This is a genomic window from Mesorhizobium sp. L2C066B000 (assembly GCF_000502335.1).
Taxonomy (GTDB): Bacteria; Pseudomonadota; Alphaproteobacteria; order Rhizobiales; family Rhizobiaceae; genus Mesorhizobium.
In genome coordinates this window covers 96,963-113,823 of record NZ_AYWZ01000012.1, presented here as the reverse complement: position 1 = coordinate 113,823, position 16,861 = coordinate 96,963, and the positions used below count along the sequence as shown (strand labels likewise).

Below are 16,861 nucleotides of genomic sequence, written 5' to 3'. Positions count from 1 at the left end.
AGGCGGCCTTGGCGCGCCTGGCCAGCGCCAGCATTTCCAGATTGCGCGCGATGATGAGGTCGGGCTTCGGCATCGCCGCAAGCTTCGAGCCTATCGACAGCGCCGCCTTGGCGACCGCCGCCAGACGCTGGCCGAATCGGCCGTCACGCGTCGCGCCGAGGTCGACCGGCTGCAGCCCCTCGACGTCGGGAACAGCATTTGTGGTCCGACGGAAGCCGGCCAACGTGACCCGCGCGCCGCCTGCCTTGAGCATTATGATCCGCCGGCGCACCGCCGGGTCGGAAACATCGTGCACAAGGTACAAGACATGCAGCATGAAAACTCGACCGCTGTTGGCCCACCCAGGGGAATGCTAACCCAGCTTTTGCTGCATCGCAACATTTTTGGTGCGCCGTAGCATAAGTGCACGTTTTTTGTTGCACTGCAAAATTGATGCGTTACCCTCCGTCGGGCTTGAGCGCCGCTCTGGCTGGTCACCCAGCCCGATGCAGCGATGGATTGTGACGCGAGCCGCATCGGGATCGTCCTGGCGTGGGTATTTTTGGTCACCATGCCCGTCCTAGGCACCGCAGGCCACGCCGCGGAATCTGCTGACGAAATGAGGTATCCCATGAAGATCGTCGTTGAAAACACAGTCTGCCTGAATACCGGGGATGCGGCGATTCTGCTGGCGATCCGCCACATTCTCAAGACGATCGTGCAAGGCNCCCGAGGTTGCGGAACGACTCTATCCGAAGACGGATTATCCCGACCTCGAATTCCATAAGCTGCTGTCGGAATCCCTGTTCCGATACAAGAATGGCAGCGGGCTGAGGGACCGGTTCAAGCCGATCTACAATCGGCTCGTTCTCCAGGCCCTGCGCTGGTTTGGCAGCAGCGCGCTAGGCAATTTTTTCAGCCATCGCGACCGGCGCGGTCTCGATATCTACGCCGACGCGGACATGGTGGTCACCACAGGGGGAACCTATCTCGTCGAGAACTACAATCTCGAACGACGCCTCAATCAGTTCAGGCTCGATGCCGTATTTGGCAAAGATCCGGTCTTCTTCACGCAATCCCTCGGTTCGTTCGACAAAAGTTACAACCGCCAGGAGCTCGGCCCGATCTTTGACCGCAGTCCGCTCATCCTGTTGCGCGACGAACGGTCGCGGACCCATATCCGGGACTTGGTGAAGGATCTCGGCAAGTGCCACGTGGTGGCCGATGCGGTATTCGCCTTGGCCGATACCGACAGGATCCGCAAGCGTCTCGCTTCCAGCCAGCCGCCGGCGTCGACGGGCCGCGTCGCTATTTCGGTCCGCCACTGGAACTACGTCAGCGACGGTGAGGGCGGCATGCGCCGCTATCTGGATTCGATCCGCGAGATCGCCACAATTCTTGTCAGGGACCTTGGCAAGGAGGTGACCTTCGTCTCCACGTGTCAGGGTGTGCCGGAATATGCCCATGACGATTCCAAGACCGCGCAGGCCATCGTTGCCGAGCTCGATCCTGAGATCGCCAGCCACGTGACGGTGGACGCTTCGTTCCACACGCCGGACCAGTTGATGGCGCTGGTGAAGGGCTTCGACTTCGTCGTCGCGACGCGCATGCATATGATGATCATGTCGCTTTGCGTCGGCACGCCGGTGCTGCCGATCGCCTACGAGTTCAAAACCAAGGAAGTGGCCAAGCGAATCGGTGTCGACGATGTGCTGCTCGACATCGACACCGTGACGCCCGAAGAGGCGCGCGAAAAGCTCGGCCGATTTGCGGGAAATCTCGACCGCTATCGCAAGACAAGCCTTCAGGCCGTGCTCGAAGAACATGCTTCGGCAATGTCGGCCACAAACCTGCTGGCGCCGCTGATCGCCGGCCGCTCAGCGGATATTGCGCGCGGCGTTGGACAGGGTGGTGAACAAAGCGCGTCGCGACTGCGGGACGGCAAGCATGAAAACGAGACCGATGCCGTAGTTGAGGGCAAGCGCCAAAAAGACCGCGAGCAGGTCTGACTGGCCCGTTAGAGACGCCGGCAACCACAGGTACAGGAACCAGGCAAGCAGGGACGAGGCGATGAAAAGCCCCTGCATGAGCAGGAAGTCGGCGGCGGTCACCGGACCGACGCGATGGACCAGTAGCGCCAGCACGGGAACGCGCAGCACGTAACCGCTGATGGCATAGGCCGCGGCAACGCCGACGGCGCCCCAGTGCAGGCCAACGACGAAGGCAGCGACGGTCGTCAGCGACGAATAGATGCCCCAATGGAACATGGTCTTCGTCTTGCCCTGACAGATGAATATCCATCCCGTCGTGCTTGAAACGGACTGGACCAGGCTGGCGATGCCCAGCCAGGCAAAGATCGGTGCGACCGGTGCCCAGCCCGCGCCGAAGAGAAGTCCGACGATCTGATTGGAGGTCAGCGTCAGCGCCGCGATGCCCGGCATGGTAACGGCCGCCAGCATCCAGTTGGTGCGCACATAGATATCGCGAAAGCGGGCCTTGTCATCGTGGATGCGGCTGAGCAGCGGCACCATGACCCGTGTAAGCGGCTGGTTGATGTTCTGAAGCGGGAACAACAGGAGCTTGTAGGCGCGGTCGTAATAGCCGAGTTCGATCGCCCCGGAATATTTTCCGATGAGAATGTTGTCGAGATTGCGCGAGAAGAAGTTGGCGAGGTTGAAGCCGGTCAGGTTGGCGCCGAACGACAATATATCGGCATCGACCTTCAGGTCCGGCCGCAAAGGCGTCCAACGCGCCACCAGCCAGGCGGCAGCCAGGGCGATAGCTGCCGAAACCGCCGGGCCGATGACCAGCGACCAGTAGCCCAACCCCGCATAGGCCGCGATCGCGGCGGCCAGAAGTCCGGCGGCGGCGCTTATCACGTCGTTCAGTGCGAGCTGGCCGAACTGCAGGTGCCGGTTCATCAACGCCAGCGGCACTGCGGCGAGACTGCCGAGAAGCAGCGGCAGGGCGGAGCCAAGGGTGATGCCGGACATACGTTGATCGCCATAGAACGCGGCGATGGCAGGCGCCAGGCCGGCCACTACCACGGCACTACCCAGCCCGACGAGCGCGCTGATCCAGAACACCTGGTTGAGCTGCTGGTTGCTGATGTCCTTGCGCTGAACCACAGCCTGCTGCAGGCCCAGATTCTGAAGCAGCCCGACGAAGGCCACGATCGGCCCGACGGAAGCCACCAGACCGAAATCCTCGGGGACGAGCAGACGGGCCAGCACGATGACGGAGAGAAACTGGATCGCCATCTTGAAGCCCTGGGCGCCGATGGTTACCAGCCCGCCGCGCAGGGCGACACGACCGAACTGGGGGGGCGGATTGGCGTTCATGCAAGCGACCTCGTTTCGCCAAGCCGCATGGCGATTTCCACGAAATGTTGGTTCAGCAGATCGGAGTTGAACTCGGCCTCGATCTTCTTGCGCGCTGCGAGAGCGATCTCTTCACACGGCTTCGGATTCTCGGCGATCCAGGCAAGCTTTCCGGTCAGCGCCGCAACGTCCCGCTCAGCCACGAGAAAACCCGTCTTGTGATCATCGATCAGTTCAGGGATCCCGGAATGATACGTGCTGACCACCGTCAGGCCGGCGGCCATCGCTTCCATCAGGGAAACCGGAATGCCTTCCAGATCGCCATCGCGGGCGCCGACGCTGGGCAGCAGGAACACATGCGCATCGCGCAGACGCTGTTTGACTTCGCTGTGCGGCCGGGGCCCAAGAAAATTCACCCTGTCGGCAATGCCAAGCTCTGCGGCGATCCCCTTCAGCTGCTCGAGAAGTTCTCCGCCGCCGATCACCGAGTAGATCCAGTCTCGCCGCGGCAGGCCAGCAAGCGCGCGAAGCGCATATTCGATGCCCTTCTTTTCAGTCAGGCGGCAGACCGAGATGAAGGAGAGCGTAGCCTGCTCCCATGAACGCCACCGATAGTCGATGTCACTCGGCCGCACCCCCATATGGTGAACCACAACCTGCTCCGGCGATGCACCGACCTCAATCAAGGCATCGCGGAAAAACGCATTCACCGGCAGTTGAAGAACGCCCTTTTCGAACACAATCTTGTAGCGCGCGAGCGTATTGTCATGCAGCGGTTCGCCGACATCACGGCCGTGAAATATCGTCACCAGGGGAGCGGAAATCCTCCCGCGCTTGATCGCGCGGGCCACGCGCATGCCGTTGTTGCCGAAATGGGCAACGATGACGTCGGCGCCCTGCAGTTTTCGCGCATGAGCAATGTCGATGGCGGTCGAGAGCTTGTCCCAGAACCTGCCGGACCACTTCCTGAGCAGCGGGCGATAGCGACCCAGGCCACCCCACCAGCATACGACCTTTCCTGGCAACGCCTGCCAGCGCGGATCATCGATGTTGCTGTCCCTGCCGAAGGACGTCTCGTTGCAGACGACGCCGACTTCCATGCCGCGCTCAAGGCATCCGGCTATCTGGTCGAGAACAAAGGTTTCGGACAATGAGGGAAACTTGTCGACTACAAAGCAGATCTTCATCGGCAGGATGCGCTCGTCCGGGGAGCCGGTGTCCCTTTGACAAAAGCCGGGCCGAAGACAGGGTGGCGGAAGCACAAGACATGCAGCATGGAACTCTACCGCTGTTGGCCCACCCGCAGGAACGTTAGTACAGGTCTTGCTGCACTGCAACATTTTTGGTGCAGTGTAGCAAGATTTCCCTCAGCTTGGCGTGCCTGCCGATCAAACGCAGAGGAGCAGTGTCAGCCGGCAGATGAAGGATCCGCCAAGCCCTCGGAAACGCCGACATGACCGGTGGGTGCATGCGCAGGGCTCGATGTGGCCAGTTGGGTAACGATCTGCGCAAAACGTTCATTCAGAACATCTGCGTTGAAGTCCTCCTCGACTTTGCGGCGTGCGGCAAGCGCGATACGCTCGCATTCGGTCGGGTGCTCCGCGGCCCAGGTAAGCTTGCCGGCAAGCGCTGAAATATCTCGCTCGGGCGTAAGCAACCCCGTCTCCCCATCCTTGATGAGCTCCGGGATTCCCGAATGATACGTGCTGACCGCAATCAATCCGGCGGCCATGGCCTCCATGAGCGCGACCGGAATGCCTTCCATATCCCCGTCGCTGGCAGTGATACTTGGCAGCAAAAAGAGATGCGCCATGCGAAGCCGTCTTTTCACCTCTGCGTGAGGGAGGCTGCCGAGGAATGTTACGCGACCAGCCAAGCCCAGCTCTACGGCCAGCCTCTCCAGATTCATCCGCAGAGGACCGTCGCCAACAATGTCGTAACGCCAGTCTAGCTGCGGCTGGGAGGCCTTGAGGGAGGCCAGGGCTCGCAAGGCGAACTCGACGCCTTTCTTTTCGACCAGGCGGCAAACCGTCGTCACGACCAGTTGGGTGCCTTCCCACGATTCCCAGCGATAGCCGATTTCGCGGGTGTCAATTCCCATATGGTGGACCGTCGTGCTCGCCTGGGACAGGCCGGCTTCCAGCAGCATCGTGCGGAAGTAATCGTTGACGGGCAGGTTCAGGGTCCCATGCTTGGTCAGCCCGGCATATTGTGTCGCGAGCACTGCCTGCCGCGCCGGGATCGCCACGTCCGCGCCGTGAAAGATGGTTATGATCGGTGGTTTGAGCACCTTCCATTTCTTCAGTGCGGCTGCTCTCTCGCCGTTCTGTCCGAAGTGGGCGACAATCACGTCGCAGCGGTTCAGGCGGCGTGCAAAGGCGATGTCGAGAACGGTCGAGGCCTTGTATCGCAGACGCGGCGGCAGACGCTGTACAAATTTGCTGATTACAGCGGCCCATCGCCACCAATGTCGGGTTCTGGCGAGCAGCGTCGCCATCGGCTCGCTTTGCCGGTCAATTCGGTGGTCACCTTGCATCTTTTCGCAGACCACTTCGACCTGAAAGCCCCGCGCCAGCAGCCCAGCCATCTGGTCCACGACGAAGGTTTCCGAAAGCAGAGGGAATTCGCCGACGACAAAGCCCACGCGCATGACCCGCCCATAAGGTTGGGGCTTGCTCGGACCAAGCGGTCCATATCGCACAAGCCCTAATGTAGACAGGCAGAATACACGTTGATTGCTGCAGTGCCACAAGATATTGCACTGCAGCAATTAAAAGTGATCCGGACGGGCGCACGACGCCTGGACCTGGCTAACGGGAACTTTGCGCGACCACGGTCGTGCAGCGTCTCAGCTGAACTGCAACACGACGCGTTTAGGCTGCGCGCTCCAAACCGACACGTCTTGCGCGGTCGAGAACGCCCATGAACGTTGCGAACTGGCTGTCGGGGTTCATTTGCCGCCGCTCCGAAAACTGACGTGCTGTCGCTGACAGCCGCTTGTACTCGGCCTCGTCGCTCCACAGCCGCCTGACCGTTGCGACCCAGTCGGCGAGCGGGGCGTCGTAGTCCAGTACCACGCCGCCGGCGCCGATCGCTTCCGGCAGACCGCCGCGCCGCGAGCCGACCACGGGAATGCCACTACAATGCGCTTCCGAGGCCACCCGGCCCCAGGCTTCTTCCCATTTGCTGGGCGCAAGCAGGATTTTCGTGCGGCCGTAGACCGTCTTCATGTCGCTGGTGCGGCTTTCCAGCTTGACGTTCTGGAGGGGAGAGATTGTTGCTTCGATCCGGGCTCGATGATCGTCGTCGAGCTTCCAGCTTTCGACGAACAGGAACGGGATCTCGGGACAGGCGGCGGCAATGCGCACCGCAAGATCGAAGCCTTTTTCCTCATATGGATTGATGAGCGTGACAAATTCACCGGTCGTCGGTGTGCAGTAGAACGCGGGATTGATGGTCGGCGGAATAACCGTCGAATCGATATCGAATTTTGCCTTATAGGCGCGCGCGGTGAACTCGGAGTTGGCGATATAGACCGCCGAATGGAGCTCACGCAGATCGCCGGCCAATTCGTCGAATTCGACATTCCTCAGATAGACGGTCAGCGGCACGCCAAGCCTCTGCAACTCTCTGCCGATCGGCACCGAATTGTGGCACTGCACGACCGCGACATCCGGCCTCAACTTTTTGACGGCGAAGTCGGCCGCTTCCCAGGGGAACCACGCCCGTACAACCGGATAGCCCGGGAAATTGTCGATGACCGCGCGCTGACGAAGGAGCTTCATCTTGGCGCGCGCCCTGAAGCCGAACATGCCGTCGCCGAACAGGGCTGCCAGAACGGATGCCTCGTGACCGTTTTCGCGCAATTGCTCGACCAGGTGGTGGGTGCTCGACTGGACGCCCCCGCTGAATTGCGGCGTGTAGCCGGTGCCGCCTGCAAACAGAACTTTCATGAACCTGGCTCCGCGTTGTGCCGCCCTGCCTTCACGCCGCCATCCTGCCGATCGAGAAATACTCGATGCCGTGACGGGCGATGACCTTGGGATCATAGAGGTTGCGGCCATCGAAGATGACCGGCGTGGTCAGGGCATCCTTCACCGCGTCGAAGGACGGGGCGCGGAAACTCTTCCACTCGGTGGCGATCAGCAACGCGTCGGCGCCGCGCAACGCCGCCTCCTTGGTGCCGCACAACAAAAGGTCGTCGCGCAGGCCGTAGATGGCCTGGCATTCCTGCATCGCCTCGGGATCGTAGGCCTGCACATTGGCGCCGGCCTGCCACAGCGCCTCCATCAGGACGCGCGCCGGCGCCTCGCGCATGTCGTCGGTGTTGGGCTTGAAGGCGAGGCCCCAGAGCGCGAAGGTCTTGCCCTTGAGACTGCCCTTGAAATAACGGTGCACCTTGTCGAACAGCACCGACTTCTGGGCATTGTTGCGCTCCTCCACGGCGCGCAGCAGCTTGGCGTCGAACTTGACGCCTTCGGCTGTCTTGATCAGCGCGCGGACATCCTTGGGAAAGCACGAACCGCCATAGCCGAGGCCGGGATAGATGAAGTGATAGCCGATGCGCGGATCCGAGCCGATGCCCTTGCGCACCTCCTCGATGTCGGCGCCGAGCTGCTCGGCCAAATTGGCCATTTCGTTCATGAAGGAGATCTTGGTCGCCAGCATGCAGTTGGCGGCGTATTTCGTGAATTCGGCGCTGCGCACGTCCATCACGATCATCTTCTCGTGGTTGCGGTTGAACGGCGCGTAGAGCTCGCGCATCACCGCCTCGGTGTCCTCGCTGTTGGTGCCGACGATGATGCGGTCGGGCTTCATGCAGTCGGCGACGGCGGAACCTTCCTTGAGGAACTCAGGATTGGAAGCGACGTCGAAAGCCAGGTCCTGGCGCCCGCGCGCCTTCAGCGTCGCGACGATTTTGGCCTTCACCTTTTCGCAGGTGCCGACCGGCACGGTCGACTTGCCGACGACGATCTTGGGACTGTCCATCTCGCGGCCGATGGTCTCGGCCACCGCCAGCACATATTTGAGGTCGGCCGAACCGTCCTCGCCGGGTGGCGTGCCGACCGCAATCATCTGGATCTCGCCATGCTTGACGCCGGCGGCGGCATCGGTGGTGAACTTGATCCGGCCGGCTGCGTGGTTCTCCTTGACCAGGGCCTCCAGTCCCGGTTCGAAAATCGGCACCAGGCCCTGGTTGAGCCGCTCGACCTTCTTTTCATCGACATCGACGCACACCACCTGGTGCCCGACCTCAGCCAGCACCGCAGCCTGCACGAGACCGACATAGCCAATTCCAAAGACCGTCAAATTCATTCGGGTTAATTCCTGTTCACGCCCTTTGGCCTTATATGGCCGGGCCGGTTCAGATTACTTTATGCTGCTTACACTGCATGCCAGCGATTCCGGAAACTGGCACGGCTGGCCGAGCGCGGTGAAGGCCACGCGCTGCACCTGCATCGTCACCTGGCGGCCGGGGTCCGAAAAGGCGCCCATCCAGTTTTTCAGCGTGTCGCTGCCCCAGAGGCTGAAGAATATCTTCTGCGAGTGGGTCGGCAATTGCTCGGGATTGGTCACTTCCTGGACCAGCTTGCCGTTGACGTACCAGCGCAGCCGGTCCTTTTCCCAGATAAAGGCATAGTCGTTGAAGCCCTTGTCGGCGCCGCCTTCGACCTCGGCCAGCTTCTCGTTTTTGGGCTTGCCGGCGATGTAGCTGTTGACCTGCACCTTGGATGTATCCTTGGTCAGCACCTCGAAGTCGATCTCATACCAGGGCTGTTTGTCGGCAGGGCCGATATAGGTGAAGAAAGCGGCGTTGAGACCGGATCCGGTGTCGGTCTTCATCCGTGCTTCATAGGTCCCATATCCGAAGCGCTGCTTGGTCTGGATCTCGGCGCAGGCGAACTCGCGGTCCTTCAGTTTGCGCTTTTCGAAGCCGAGCGTCAGCATGTTGTCGGAAAATTTTACCAGGCTTTTCGACCAGGTGCAGTTCTGGTGATTGCCGTTCGACCAACCGTCGGAGACATACCAGCGCGAACGATCGAAACTCTTGAAATCGTCGACGAAGGACGGTGCGCTTTGCATCTCCGGGGAGGCGTCCTGGGCGCGGGAGGGGTGGGCGGCGCCGAGCAGAGCTGCGGCTGCCGCCAACAGAAGCGCACCAACGGATAGAAGACGCGTTGGGTTTACAAGACGCATTGGCCGATTTGGCCGCGTTGAAATCATGGCATCGATTGCCGCCATGGGCGTCGTCTTCGGATCTGCGTTCATATCAATTCACCTTTGTGCTGTTCCGCCCCAACCCAAAGTCACCGATTGGCCCACATTGCTAACGGGCCGATCCCGATCCTCCGTCCCCGAACTTTCTCTTCTGTGTCTCGTGTGACCGTGTTCAGCCGAAGCGACCTGCGGGTTTGACATATTCCCCGTGCGAATCAGAACTCTGGCCATCCTCGCCGACGATCGCGTCGAGTGAATGACGCAGTTCCTTCATCCGGCTCGTCTGGCGCACCAGCTCGGCGATGCGCTGTTCGCAGTTCAGGATGGACTTCGTCAGCTCGCCGACTTCCGACAGCTTGCTTGCCGACGCCGAGCCGTTCTCCATCGACTCGACCAGGAAGGCCGCGTTGGTGGACTTCGACCGGTAGCGGGCCTCCAACCCGGTCTTCTCGGCCGCAATCTCGGCCGTGATCTGATCCAACAGCTTTGCCAGACGGTCGAAACGCGCCAGATCGGTCTGCTTGTCGCGCGCTGGGTCCCTGGACCTGAAGCCGAAAATTGAAGCCATCCGGTTGGCCTTCCAAAATTGCTGCACCGCAACATACAGTGCCATCGTCGGGGCGTGTAGGCAACCTCCGAGTTTCAGAAAGGCAATTTTTTCAGCCTTGCGGCCGCCGTCCCGGACTTGGCGGAGCCTACTTTTGCGCCGCCGTGCTGGTAGCGGCCATGAGGAAGCGCAAGGGCGGCACGGGCTGCTGCCGCGGGGGCAGACCGGCGTGGCGAAACAACGCATCGAGCTTGTCGGCGGCCACGCCGACAACGATGGGAATGAAGTTCGACTGGCTGGCCAGCGCGTAGGCGGCGGCAGACGCCATGCCGCGCTCGGCCTTCACATCGAGAAAATTGCGCAGCCGGTATTTGTCACGCACATGCCGCTCGTGCTTGCGCAGCAGGGCCTTGGAGCCTTCCGGCAGGCTGTCGATCTTGAGCAGTGCCAGATCCGCATCGGCGAGGCGCTTCAGATCCTGTGTCTTGTGGCGCCCGCTCAGCGAATCGGCGCGCACGATCGCGCCATAGCCGCAGGAACGGATGACCTTGAAGCGTGCGCCAAGGGCAAAGGCGCGGGCGTACAGTTCATAATCTTCGCCGAGACGCAGGTTCTCGTCGTAACGCAGCCCATGCCTGTCGAGGAAAGCTCTTGATATCACCGGCTTGAGAAAGCCGAGTTCGCCGCGCTGGACACGCCGTCTGGAGATGTTGCCCTCGATGAACCGCTCGAAGTCGAGGAATTCCGGGTCCGCCGAAAAGGACGGGGCGACGATCTTAGAGACGTCGGTCGCCGTATCGTCACGGATCAGCATGATGTTGTCGGCGGCGAAATCCCAGTCGGTGCTGGCAAACAGCTGGCGAAACCGTCCCTGAAGGAAGAAATCGTCGGCGTCGAGAATGCTGATGAAAGGCGATTTCGACCCGGCAATGGCGGCATTGCGAGCGAAGGACGGGCCGCGATTGACGTCGAGCCGGATGACCGAAAGCCGACCGCTGCCATCGTCGGCAGCGCTGGCCACTTTTGCGGTGTCGTCGGTGGAGGCGTCGTCGACGACAACGACTTCCGCCACCTCCGGCTCGCGCAGCGCCGAGGCGATGGCTGCGGGAATGGTCCGGGCCGCGTTGCGCGCCGCGATGATCACGCAGACCCGGGATTCTGTCATGGACATAGGGTGGCCTTTCGATTGCATAAAGTGTCGCATTGGTCCCTCGCCCTCCCGGCGCGCGGCGCCGGACCCAGATCCATCCCCCGATCCATCCCCAGCGGATCGGGACGGAACGTTATCTGCCTGCTGCATGACGACCCTCATCGTCACCGGCTTTCCCGCTCGAAAATCCGCCGGCTGAGGTCGGCTGACGCGGCCCAGCCGGCCTCGGTCAGGTAGCGGACAGGTTCGCGGCCGCACAATTCCCACAAAACGGTGCGCCGTTGCGGCCATCTGAGCGACGACAGCCACGGCGCGATGACCATGTGGAACAGGTCTTCATTGCCGATGCGTGACAGGATCCTGGTGGCCCGATCCGACAGCAGCGTGCCGGCGCCACCAAGCAGCACATCGGCGGCGCGCAGGCCCAGCAGCAGGGTGTCAGCCAGCCCCTGCTCGGCCGCGTAGTCGAGCACAGTCTGCTGCTCGGCCTCGCTCAGCCGACCGGCAGCGGCCCGGATATCGCAGACATAGCCCGCGCATGGCTCGCGGTTGAACAGCGCCTTTGCGACACTGATGCAGGACAGAAGCAAAGTGTCGGAGGCCGAGATGAACGGCACGCTGGAGCCGGCGATCGCAAGCGCGCGCTTGCGGCGCAGGAACCCTTCCGTATCGCGCGGGCTGGGCGATCCCGGCTGCTGGAGCCGGTAATGGAGATCGACGGTGGACAATTTCCGACCTTGGCTGCGAACCATGTGCTGCTCGCCCAGAAAGCGCACCCACCAGACGGAGCGGGACTTGCCGGCGACCTCGTAGCCGATCGAGCGCAGCGCATCGCGAGCTCTAAAGAAGCCGGCCGGCGACACCAATATGTCGACATCTCCGGACGGCTTCATGAAATGGTCGCCATAGAGCAGTTGCTGCTGGAGGGGGCCCTTCAGGAAGACGAAATCGATGCCGCTGCCGCGCAGCGCCTTGTCGACGGCCATCGAATCCATGATGCCGGACGAGTTCATCGCAATCGTGCGCCGGCGATAAGTGTCGAGCCACTCGAGCAATCCCGGCGGCGTCTCGCCCGCCGGTGGGCGCGACAGCGCCTTCAGCATGAAGGTGGCGACCTTGTTCAGCCTGGCGATATCGCAAACATCGGCAACGGAGATGGCCGGTGCAGGCGCGGCGCCGGGGCTCGCCCTGGAGGCGAAGAACAGCCGCAGGCAAGCCTGCACATAGGCCACTTCGTCGGCGCAGCCAGCGGCGCGCAACCTTTCGAAGGTCCCTTCCTGCAATGCCATATGCTGCAGCATCTCCGCAAAAAATTCGCCAGGCGCGTTATATTGCAACTGCGAAGCAAAGCATCGCCAAATTCATGCGCCGCGTCCAGTTTTTCCTTTGGCGCCAATTTTCCTGCAACCTGAACGTTTCGCAACACAGTCCTACAACGAGATGCAAGGCGCCGCCTGATCGGGGCTTGTGGCGGGTACGTCAGCAACAATTTTGTGGGAATGCGCCAGCGCCCAAGTGAGGAGCATTCGAAGGAAAATTTAACGTAATTAAATCAGATACTTAGTTGATGGCCTCGGACACTCTGCTGAATTCTCCTGGGATGTGAAAATGCAAAGCGCTTTGATCACCATTGAAGGGAGTCGCAACCGAGAATTGATTAACGGCTGGTAAATCAGGCTTGACTCATAAATGCTGCCATGCAGCTATTGCGGTGCAGCAATAGCTCGCTGCCGGCAATCGACAGGCCGCTTCCAGTCCACAAGTGGAGAGTAAATTGGAACAGAATGTTGAAAAGCATGAGTACGAAACCCCTAGCCTGACGGTCCACGGCTCGATCGAGACCATCACGCAAGGCGGTAGCGGTACTACGGCACTCGACGCCTCGTTTCCGGCACATACGCCGGTCGGCGAACTCACCTTCTCCTGAGTATTCTCTCGTTGGGGTGACAAAGTCCGGACTCTGCAAACAGAGCGCACTAAGGAGAGTCGGGGGTCAAACCCCGGCTCTCGCGTCTTTGTCCGGAATTGCCGAAGCGTTGGTTGTGAGCGAGGTTTAGGATGGACTGGAACCCCACGGACCATGATCGGATGAGCGCGAGCAAGGATGCCGTGGCCTGCGAATTCGGCAACGGCCTGGCGCTGCTCGATATGAGGTCCAACATCTATTACAGCCTGAACAGCGTCGGCGCCTATATCTGGGAGCTGATCCAGGAGCCGCGGCCGATTTCCGAAATCCGCAGCGCCGTGCTGGATCGCTACAATGTCGATCCGGAACGCTGCAAGGCCGATGTCGATGGATTGTTGAAGGGCTTGGCGGACGCCGGGCTTGCGAGGCTCCATGATGAGGAACTTGTCTAGAGCTTTCTCACTGAGCGGGCCGGAGATGCTCTTTCTCGCCCACTGCCTTGCGGTGGTCGTGGCGGTGCGGCTGGGGCTGACGCTGCTTTCCTACAACAAAGTGCGCCGCATGGTGACCCGGCTCGACGCGCGCGAACCAGCCGACATCGGCGATCTCAGGCGTGTCGCCTGGGGCGTGGCTGCGGCTGCCCGCCTGGTGCCTGGCGCAAGCTGTCTGACCCAAGCGCTTTCCGGCCAGTATTTGCTTGCTCGCCAGGGCAACGCCTCAAAAATCCGCATCGGCATCGAGCGCGACACCGGCACCGAGTTGAAGGCGCATGCCTGGCTGGTCAGCGGCGACCATATCGTGCTCGGCGGCTCGCTTGGCAGGTTTAACCATCTCGTCGACCACGGCCAGTGAGCGATGAGCGGCGTCGCCGGAATTCTGCTTAGGCAGGAAGGCAGGCAGGCCGCCGCGGCCGACATCCAGCGCATGCTTACCCGCATGCAACATCGCGCGCCTGACGGCAGTTCGTGGTGGATGGACGAGGGCGTCGTTCTTGGCCACGCCTGGCTCAACACCACCGATGAAGCCGGCCCCGGCCCGCTGACCATGGCCGGCGGCAAGCTCGCGATCACCGCGGACTGCCGGCTGGACAATCGCGACGAATTGCTGGCCAGGCTCGGCATCAGGGACAGTTCGGTTGCCGACGCCGTGCTGTTGATGCGCGCCTATCTGCGCTGGGGCGAAGCCTGCCCCGAGCATCTGCAAGGCGACTTCGCCTTTGCCATCTGGGACGCCGAGCGCCAGAAGCTGTTTTGCGTGCGCGATCATTTCGGCGTCAAACCCTTCTATTACCATTCAAGCGACCGGCGTTTCGTCTTTGCTTCCGAGATCGGGCCGATCCTCGATGTCGGCGGCGTCGACATGCGCATCAGCGAACACCAGATTTCCGGCTTCCTCGCCGGGCTGCCCGATAATCCGCAATCAACTGCCTATGCCGATATCTTCCGCCTGCCCGCGCGCCATAGCCTGACGGTGACCGGGAACCAGGTGGTGTTGCGTCGCTACTGGCAGATCGAACCCTCGCCAAGGCCGATGCGATCGGATACGGCCGAGGAATTCCGGCATTTGTTTTCGCAATCGGTCCGCAACCGCATGCGCGGCACGCCTGCGGTCGGGGCGATGCTGAGCGGAGGCCTCGATTCCTCGTCGATCGCCTGCGTGGCGGGCCTTCAGAATGCCGCGCAGCGCAAGCCGAGGCTGCCGACCTTCTCGCTGGTGTTCGAAAAGGGTTCGCCGATGGACGAGCGGCCTTTCATCGAGGCAGTGCTTGGACAGGAGCAGGTCGACGGCACTTTGATTTCCGTCGGCAACTACGCGCCCTTCGCGGAATTCGAACGCATTCTGGAGGAGCAGGAAGAAACGTTCCTGGCCCCCGGCCTGTCGCTGACCCGCGACATCTACAGGACGGCCGGCGCCAAGGGCATGAAGGTGCTGCTGGACGGCCATGGCGGCGACGAGGTGGTTTCGCAGGGCCACGGCCATCTGCACGAACTCGCCTATGCCGGCAAATGGATGGAGCTGTGGCGCGAGCTGCGCAGCGCCTCCAACACCTATGGCGATGGCATGCTCGGCCTCTACTACCAGTTCCTTACCCTTTACGGGCCGGCCTGGCGCATCGCGAGAATCAAGCGGTTCGCGAACCGCGTGCTTGGCAAATTGCGGCGCCATCCCACTGGGCGGCCGGCGACGAGCTGGCGCGCCCTGATCAATCCGGACCTGGCGATGCGTACCGACCTCGTCGAACGGTTCCGCAGGGCCGGCTATATGCCGCCCGCGGTCAGCGCCAGCGAGACCTTGACCCATCGCTGGCTGCTGTCGAACGGCATGGTGCCGCACGCCTTCGAGGTTCTCGACAAGGCCGCCGCCAATTTCGGCGTCGAGCCGCGCTACCCCTTCTGGGACAAGCCGCTGGTCGAGTTCTGCCTGGCACTGCCCGGCGCGGAAAAGCTGAACCAGGGCTTTGGCCGCTCGGTGTTGCGCCGTGCCATGGAAGGAATTTTGCCCCCGGCGGTGCAGTGGCGGCGCGACAAGATCGATTTCACCTCCAATTTGGTCAAAGGCATGCTGGGCAATCACCGCGATCTCCTGGACAAGGTGCTGGTGAAAGATGCGGCGCGGATTGCCCCTTACGTCAACCTGCCTGAGGTGACCGCCGCCTATGGCCGCATTTCCAGCCAACCCGAGGCCGCGACCTTGCCCGATGTCCAGTATGTATGGCGTTCGATTTCGCTATCGTTGTGGCTGCGGCAGGTGCAACAGCGCGGGAGCCACTGATGATGCCGGCCAACATGCCTCTTGCCGCTGATGACCGCCATGCAATTGCTGCTCGCGCACAGCACTTCTACAAAGCCTATGGGCTGACGATCGCTTCGCAGGTCGAACTGCCTGAGCTAGAGCCGAGCGAACCAGCTTGCGTCGATGTGCTGATCACGGTCGGCCCGATCGACCTGCCAAAACCCTCGCCCGAGACCGGAACTGCTTTCCGTTTCGAGCCGCGGCAGCAATATTTGGCATGGCAGACGGTCGGCGCCTTCCTGATCACCGATGCCTGCCGCATCGAGGTGGAGCCGGCGCCCGATGTCGACGATGCGCTGCTGGCGTTTCCGCTGCTCGGTCCGGTCATGGCACTGCTCCTGCACCAGCGCGGCCTGCTCATCCTGCACGCCAGCGCCATTGCGGTCGGCGGCAAGAGCGCTGTCTTCATGGGCGACAAGGGCGCCGGCAAATCGACGACGGCGAGCGCGATGATCCGTGCCGGGCATCGATTGCTGACCGACGATGTCGTGGCGCTCGATCTCACGGACCGGCCGATGATCGTTCCGGGTTTTCCGCAGTTGAAGCTCGCCGCCGATGCCGCCGCCGCGTTTCCCATCCGCCAGGCAGAAATACGCCCGCAGGTGCATGCGGCGATCGACAAGATGCAGCATCGCCTGCACGCCGGATTTGCGGCAGACGCGGTGCCGGCGACCCGGATCTATATCCTCGAGCGCGGCGACAAGGCAGCGATCACGCCGCTGCCAGGCATCGGCGCCCTGCCGGCAATCATCAAATTTTCCTATGTGACGCGTTTCGGCCGTCCAGCCCTGGTCGGCGATTTTGCCACGACACATCTTCGCCAATGCGCCGCCTTGGCCAGCCAGATCGGCGTCTGTCGCCTCGAAGTGCCGACCGGGCTCGACCGTATCGGCGAAGCTGTCGCCCTGATCGAAAACGATCTGGCGGCCGACAAAGGACCGCGGTGA

14 protein-coding genes and 1 pseudogene are annotated in these 16,861 nt (G+C 61.9%); 6 read left to right on the top strand and 9 right to left on the bottom strand.

Annotated elements, in window-relative coordinates:
• Positions 1-653 precede the first annotated feature (653 nt).
• Positions 654-1,583, top strand: a pseudogene (locus X733_RS07260) (polysaccharide pyruvyl transferase family protein); the annotation flags it as partial.
• A gap of 273 nt (positions 1,584-1,856) precedes the next feature.
• Here X733_RS07260 and X733_RS143655 read toward each other — a convergent pair.
• The 9 genes from X733_RS143655 to X733_RS143695 all read right to left on the bottom strand — a co-directional run bounded on the left by X733_RS143655 (position 1,857) and on the right by X733_RS143695 (position 12,504).
• Positions 1,857-3,320, bottom strand: a complete 1,464-nt coding sequence (locus tag X733_RS143655) for a lipopolysaccharide biosynthesis protein (protein WP_023684224.1) — start codon at positions 3,318-3,320, stop codon at positions 1,857-1,859.
• Complete coding sequence (locus X733_RS143660) at positions 3,317-4,486, bottom strand: glycosyltransferase (RefSeq protein ID WP_023736209.1); 1,170 nt, start codon at positions 4,484-4,486, stop codon at positions 3,317-3,319. The genes X733_RS143655 and X733_RS143660 overlap by 4 nt, the downstream gene beginning before the upstream one ends.
• A gap of 221 nt (positions 4,487-4,707) precedes the next feature.
• The gene (locus X733_RS143665) at positions 4,708-5,949 is read right to left on the bottom strand and encodes a glycosyltransferase (protein WP_023819509.1); all 1,242 of its coding nucleotides are present in this window, start codon (positions 5,947-5,949) and stop codon (positions 4,708-4,710) included.
• A gap of 223 nt (positions 5,950-6,172) precedes the next feature.
• Positions 6,173-7,252 carry a glycosyltransferase gene (locus X733_RS143670; RefSeq protein ID WP_023696968.1) on the bottom strand — a complete coding sequence of 360 codons (1,080 nt, stop codon included), beginning with the start codon at positions 7,250-7,252 and terminating at the stop codon, positions 6,173-6,175.
• 31 nt (positions 7,253-7,283) lie between these two features.
• On the bottom strand, positions 7,284-8,615 hold the full coding sequence (locus tag X733_RS143675; protein WP_023819508.1) for a UDP-glucose/GDP-mannose dehydrogenase family protein: 1,332 nt from the start codon (positions 8,613-8,615) through the stop codon (positions 7,284-7,286).
• A gap of 54 nt (positions 8,616-8,669) precedes the next feature.
• Complete coding sequence (locus tag X733_RS143680) at positions 8,670-9,569, bottom strand: glycoside hydrolase family 16 protein (protein ID WP_023668806.1); 900 nt, start codon at positions 9,567-9,569, stop codon at positions 8,670-8,672.
• A gap of 121 nt (positions 9,570-9,690) precedes the next feature.
• The gene (locus X733_RS143685) at positions 9,691-10,086 is read right to left on the bottom strand and encodes a hypothetical protein (RefSeq protein WP_023696966.1); all 396 of its coding nucleotides are present in this window, start codon (positions 10,084-10,086) and stop codon (positions 9,691-9,693) included.
• A 127-nt stretch (positions 10,087-10,213) separates the two neighbouring features.
• The gene (locus X733_RS143690; protein ID WP_023742531.1) at positions 10,214-11,236 is read right to left on the bottom strand and encodes a glycosyltransferase family 2 protein; all 1,023 of its coding nucleotides are present in this window, start codon (positions 11,234-11,236) and stop codon (positions 10,214-10,216) included.
• A gap of 143 nt (positions 11,237-11,379) precedes the next feature.
• Positions 11,380-12,504 (bottom strand): nucleotidyltransferase family protein, encoded by a 1,125-nt coding sequence (locus tag X733_RS143695; RefSeq protein WP_023819507.1) that lies wholly within the window; start codon positions 12,502-12,504, stop codon positions 11,380-11,382.
• Between the two features lie 485 nt (positions 12,505-12,989).
• On the opposite strand from X733_RS143695, the gene X733_RS1000000168505 reads away from it, so the two are divergent.
• The 5 genes from X733_RS1000000168505 (at position 12,990) to X733_RS143715 (ending at position 16,861) form a co-directional block, all read left to right on the top strand.
• Positions 12,990-13,142, top strand: coding sequence for a lasso RiPP family leader peptide-containing protein (locus X733_RS1000000168505; RefSeq protein ID WP_023684233.1), 153 nt, complete (start codon positions 12,990-12,992; stop codon positions 13,140-13,142).
• Positions 13,143-13,303: 161 nt separating this feature from the next.
• Positions 13,304-13,573: a PqqD family protein gene (locus tag X733_RS143700; RefSeq protein ID WP_245259933.1), complete on the top strand. Its 270-nt coding sequence runs from the start codon at positions 13,304-13,306 to the stop codon at positions 13,571-13,573.
• Between the two features lie 25 nt (positions 13,574-13,598).
• A complete protein-coding gene (locus X733_RS143705; RefSeq protein ID WP_245261015.1) occupies positions 13,599-13,973 on the top strand; it encodes a lasso peptide biosynthesis B2 protein in 375 nt (124 codons plus the stop codon).
• 3 nt (positions 13,974-13,976) lie between these two features.
• Complete coding sequence (locus tag X733_RS143710) at positions 13,977-15,893, top strand: lasso peptide isopeptide bond-forming cyclase (RefSeq protein WP_023819506.1); 1,917 nt, start codon at positions 13,977-13,979, stop codon at positions 15,891-15,893.
• On the top strand, positions 15,893-16,861 hold the full coding sequence (locus tag X733_RS143715) for an HPr kinase (protein ID WP_023819505.1): 969 nt from the start codon (positions 15,893-15,895) through the stop codon (positions 16,859-16,861). The genes X733_RS143710 and X733_RS143715 overlap by 1 nt, the downstream gene beginning before the upstream one ends.

What these genes read in the sequence shown, in the direction of transcription:
- X733_RS143710 (WP_023819506.1), top strand. Translation starts at nt 13,977, where the DNA reads ATGAGCGGCGTCGCCGGAATTCTGCTTAGGCAGGAAGGCAGGCAGGCC.
- X733_RS143700 (WP_245259933.1), top strand. Translation starts at nt 13,304, where the DNA reads ATGAGCGCGAGCAAGGATGCCGTGGCCTGCGAATTCGGCAACGGCCTG.
- X733_RS143655 (WP_023684224.1), bottom strand. Translation starts at nt 3,320, where the DNA reads ATGAACGCCAATCCGCCCCCCCAGTTCGGTCGTGTCGCCCTGCGCGGC.
- X733_RS143705 (WP_245261015.1), top strand. Translation starts at nt 13,599, where the DNA reads ATGCTCTTTCTCGCCCACTGCCTTGCGGTGGTCGTGGCGGTGCGGCTG.
- X733_RS143660 (WP_023736209.1), bottom strand. Translation starts at nt 4,486, where the DNA reads ATGAAGATCTGCTTTGTAGTCGACAAGTTTCCCTCATTGTCCGAAACC.
- X733_RS143715 (WP_023819505.1), top strand. Translation starts at nt 15,893, where the DNA reads ATGATGCCGGCCAACATGCCTCTTGCCGCTGATGACCGCCATGCAATT.
- X733_RS143690 (WP_023742531.1), bottom strand. Translation starts at nt 11,236, where the DNA reads ATGTCCATGACAGAATCCCGGGTCTGCGTGATCATCGCGGCGCGCAAC.
- X733_RS143665 (WP_023819509.1), bottom strand. Translation starts at nt 5,949, where the DNA reads ATGCGCGTGGGCTTTGTCGTCGGCGAATTCCCTCTGCTTTCGGAAACC.
- X733_RS143685 (WP_023696966.1), bottom strand. Translation starts at nt 10,086, where the DNA reads ATGGCTTCAATTTTCGGCTTCAGGTCCAGGGACCCAGCGCGCGACAAG.
- X733_RS143680 (WP_023668806.1), bottom strand. Translation starts at nt 9,569, where the DNA reads ATGAACGCAGATCCGAAGACGACGCCCATGGCGGCAATCGATGCCATG.
- X733_RS143695 (WP_023819507.1), bottom strand. Translation starts at nt 12,504, where the DNA reads ATGGCATTGCAGGAAGGGACCTTCGAAAGGTTGCGCGCCGCTGGCTGC.
- X733_RS143675 (WP_023819508.1), bottom strand. Translation starts at nt 8,615, where the DNA reads ATGAATTTGACGGTCTTTGGAATTGGCTATGTCGGTCTCGTGCAGGCT.
- X733_RS143670 (WP_023696968.1), bottom strand. Translation starts at nt 7,252, where the DNA reads ATGAAAGTTCTGTTTGCAGGCGGCACCGGCTACACGCCGCAATTCAGC.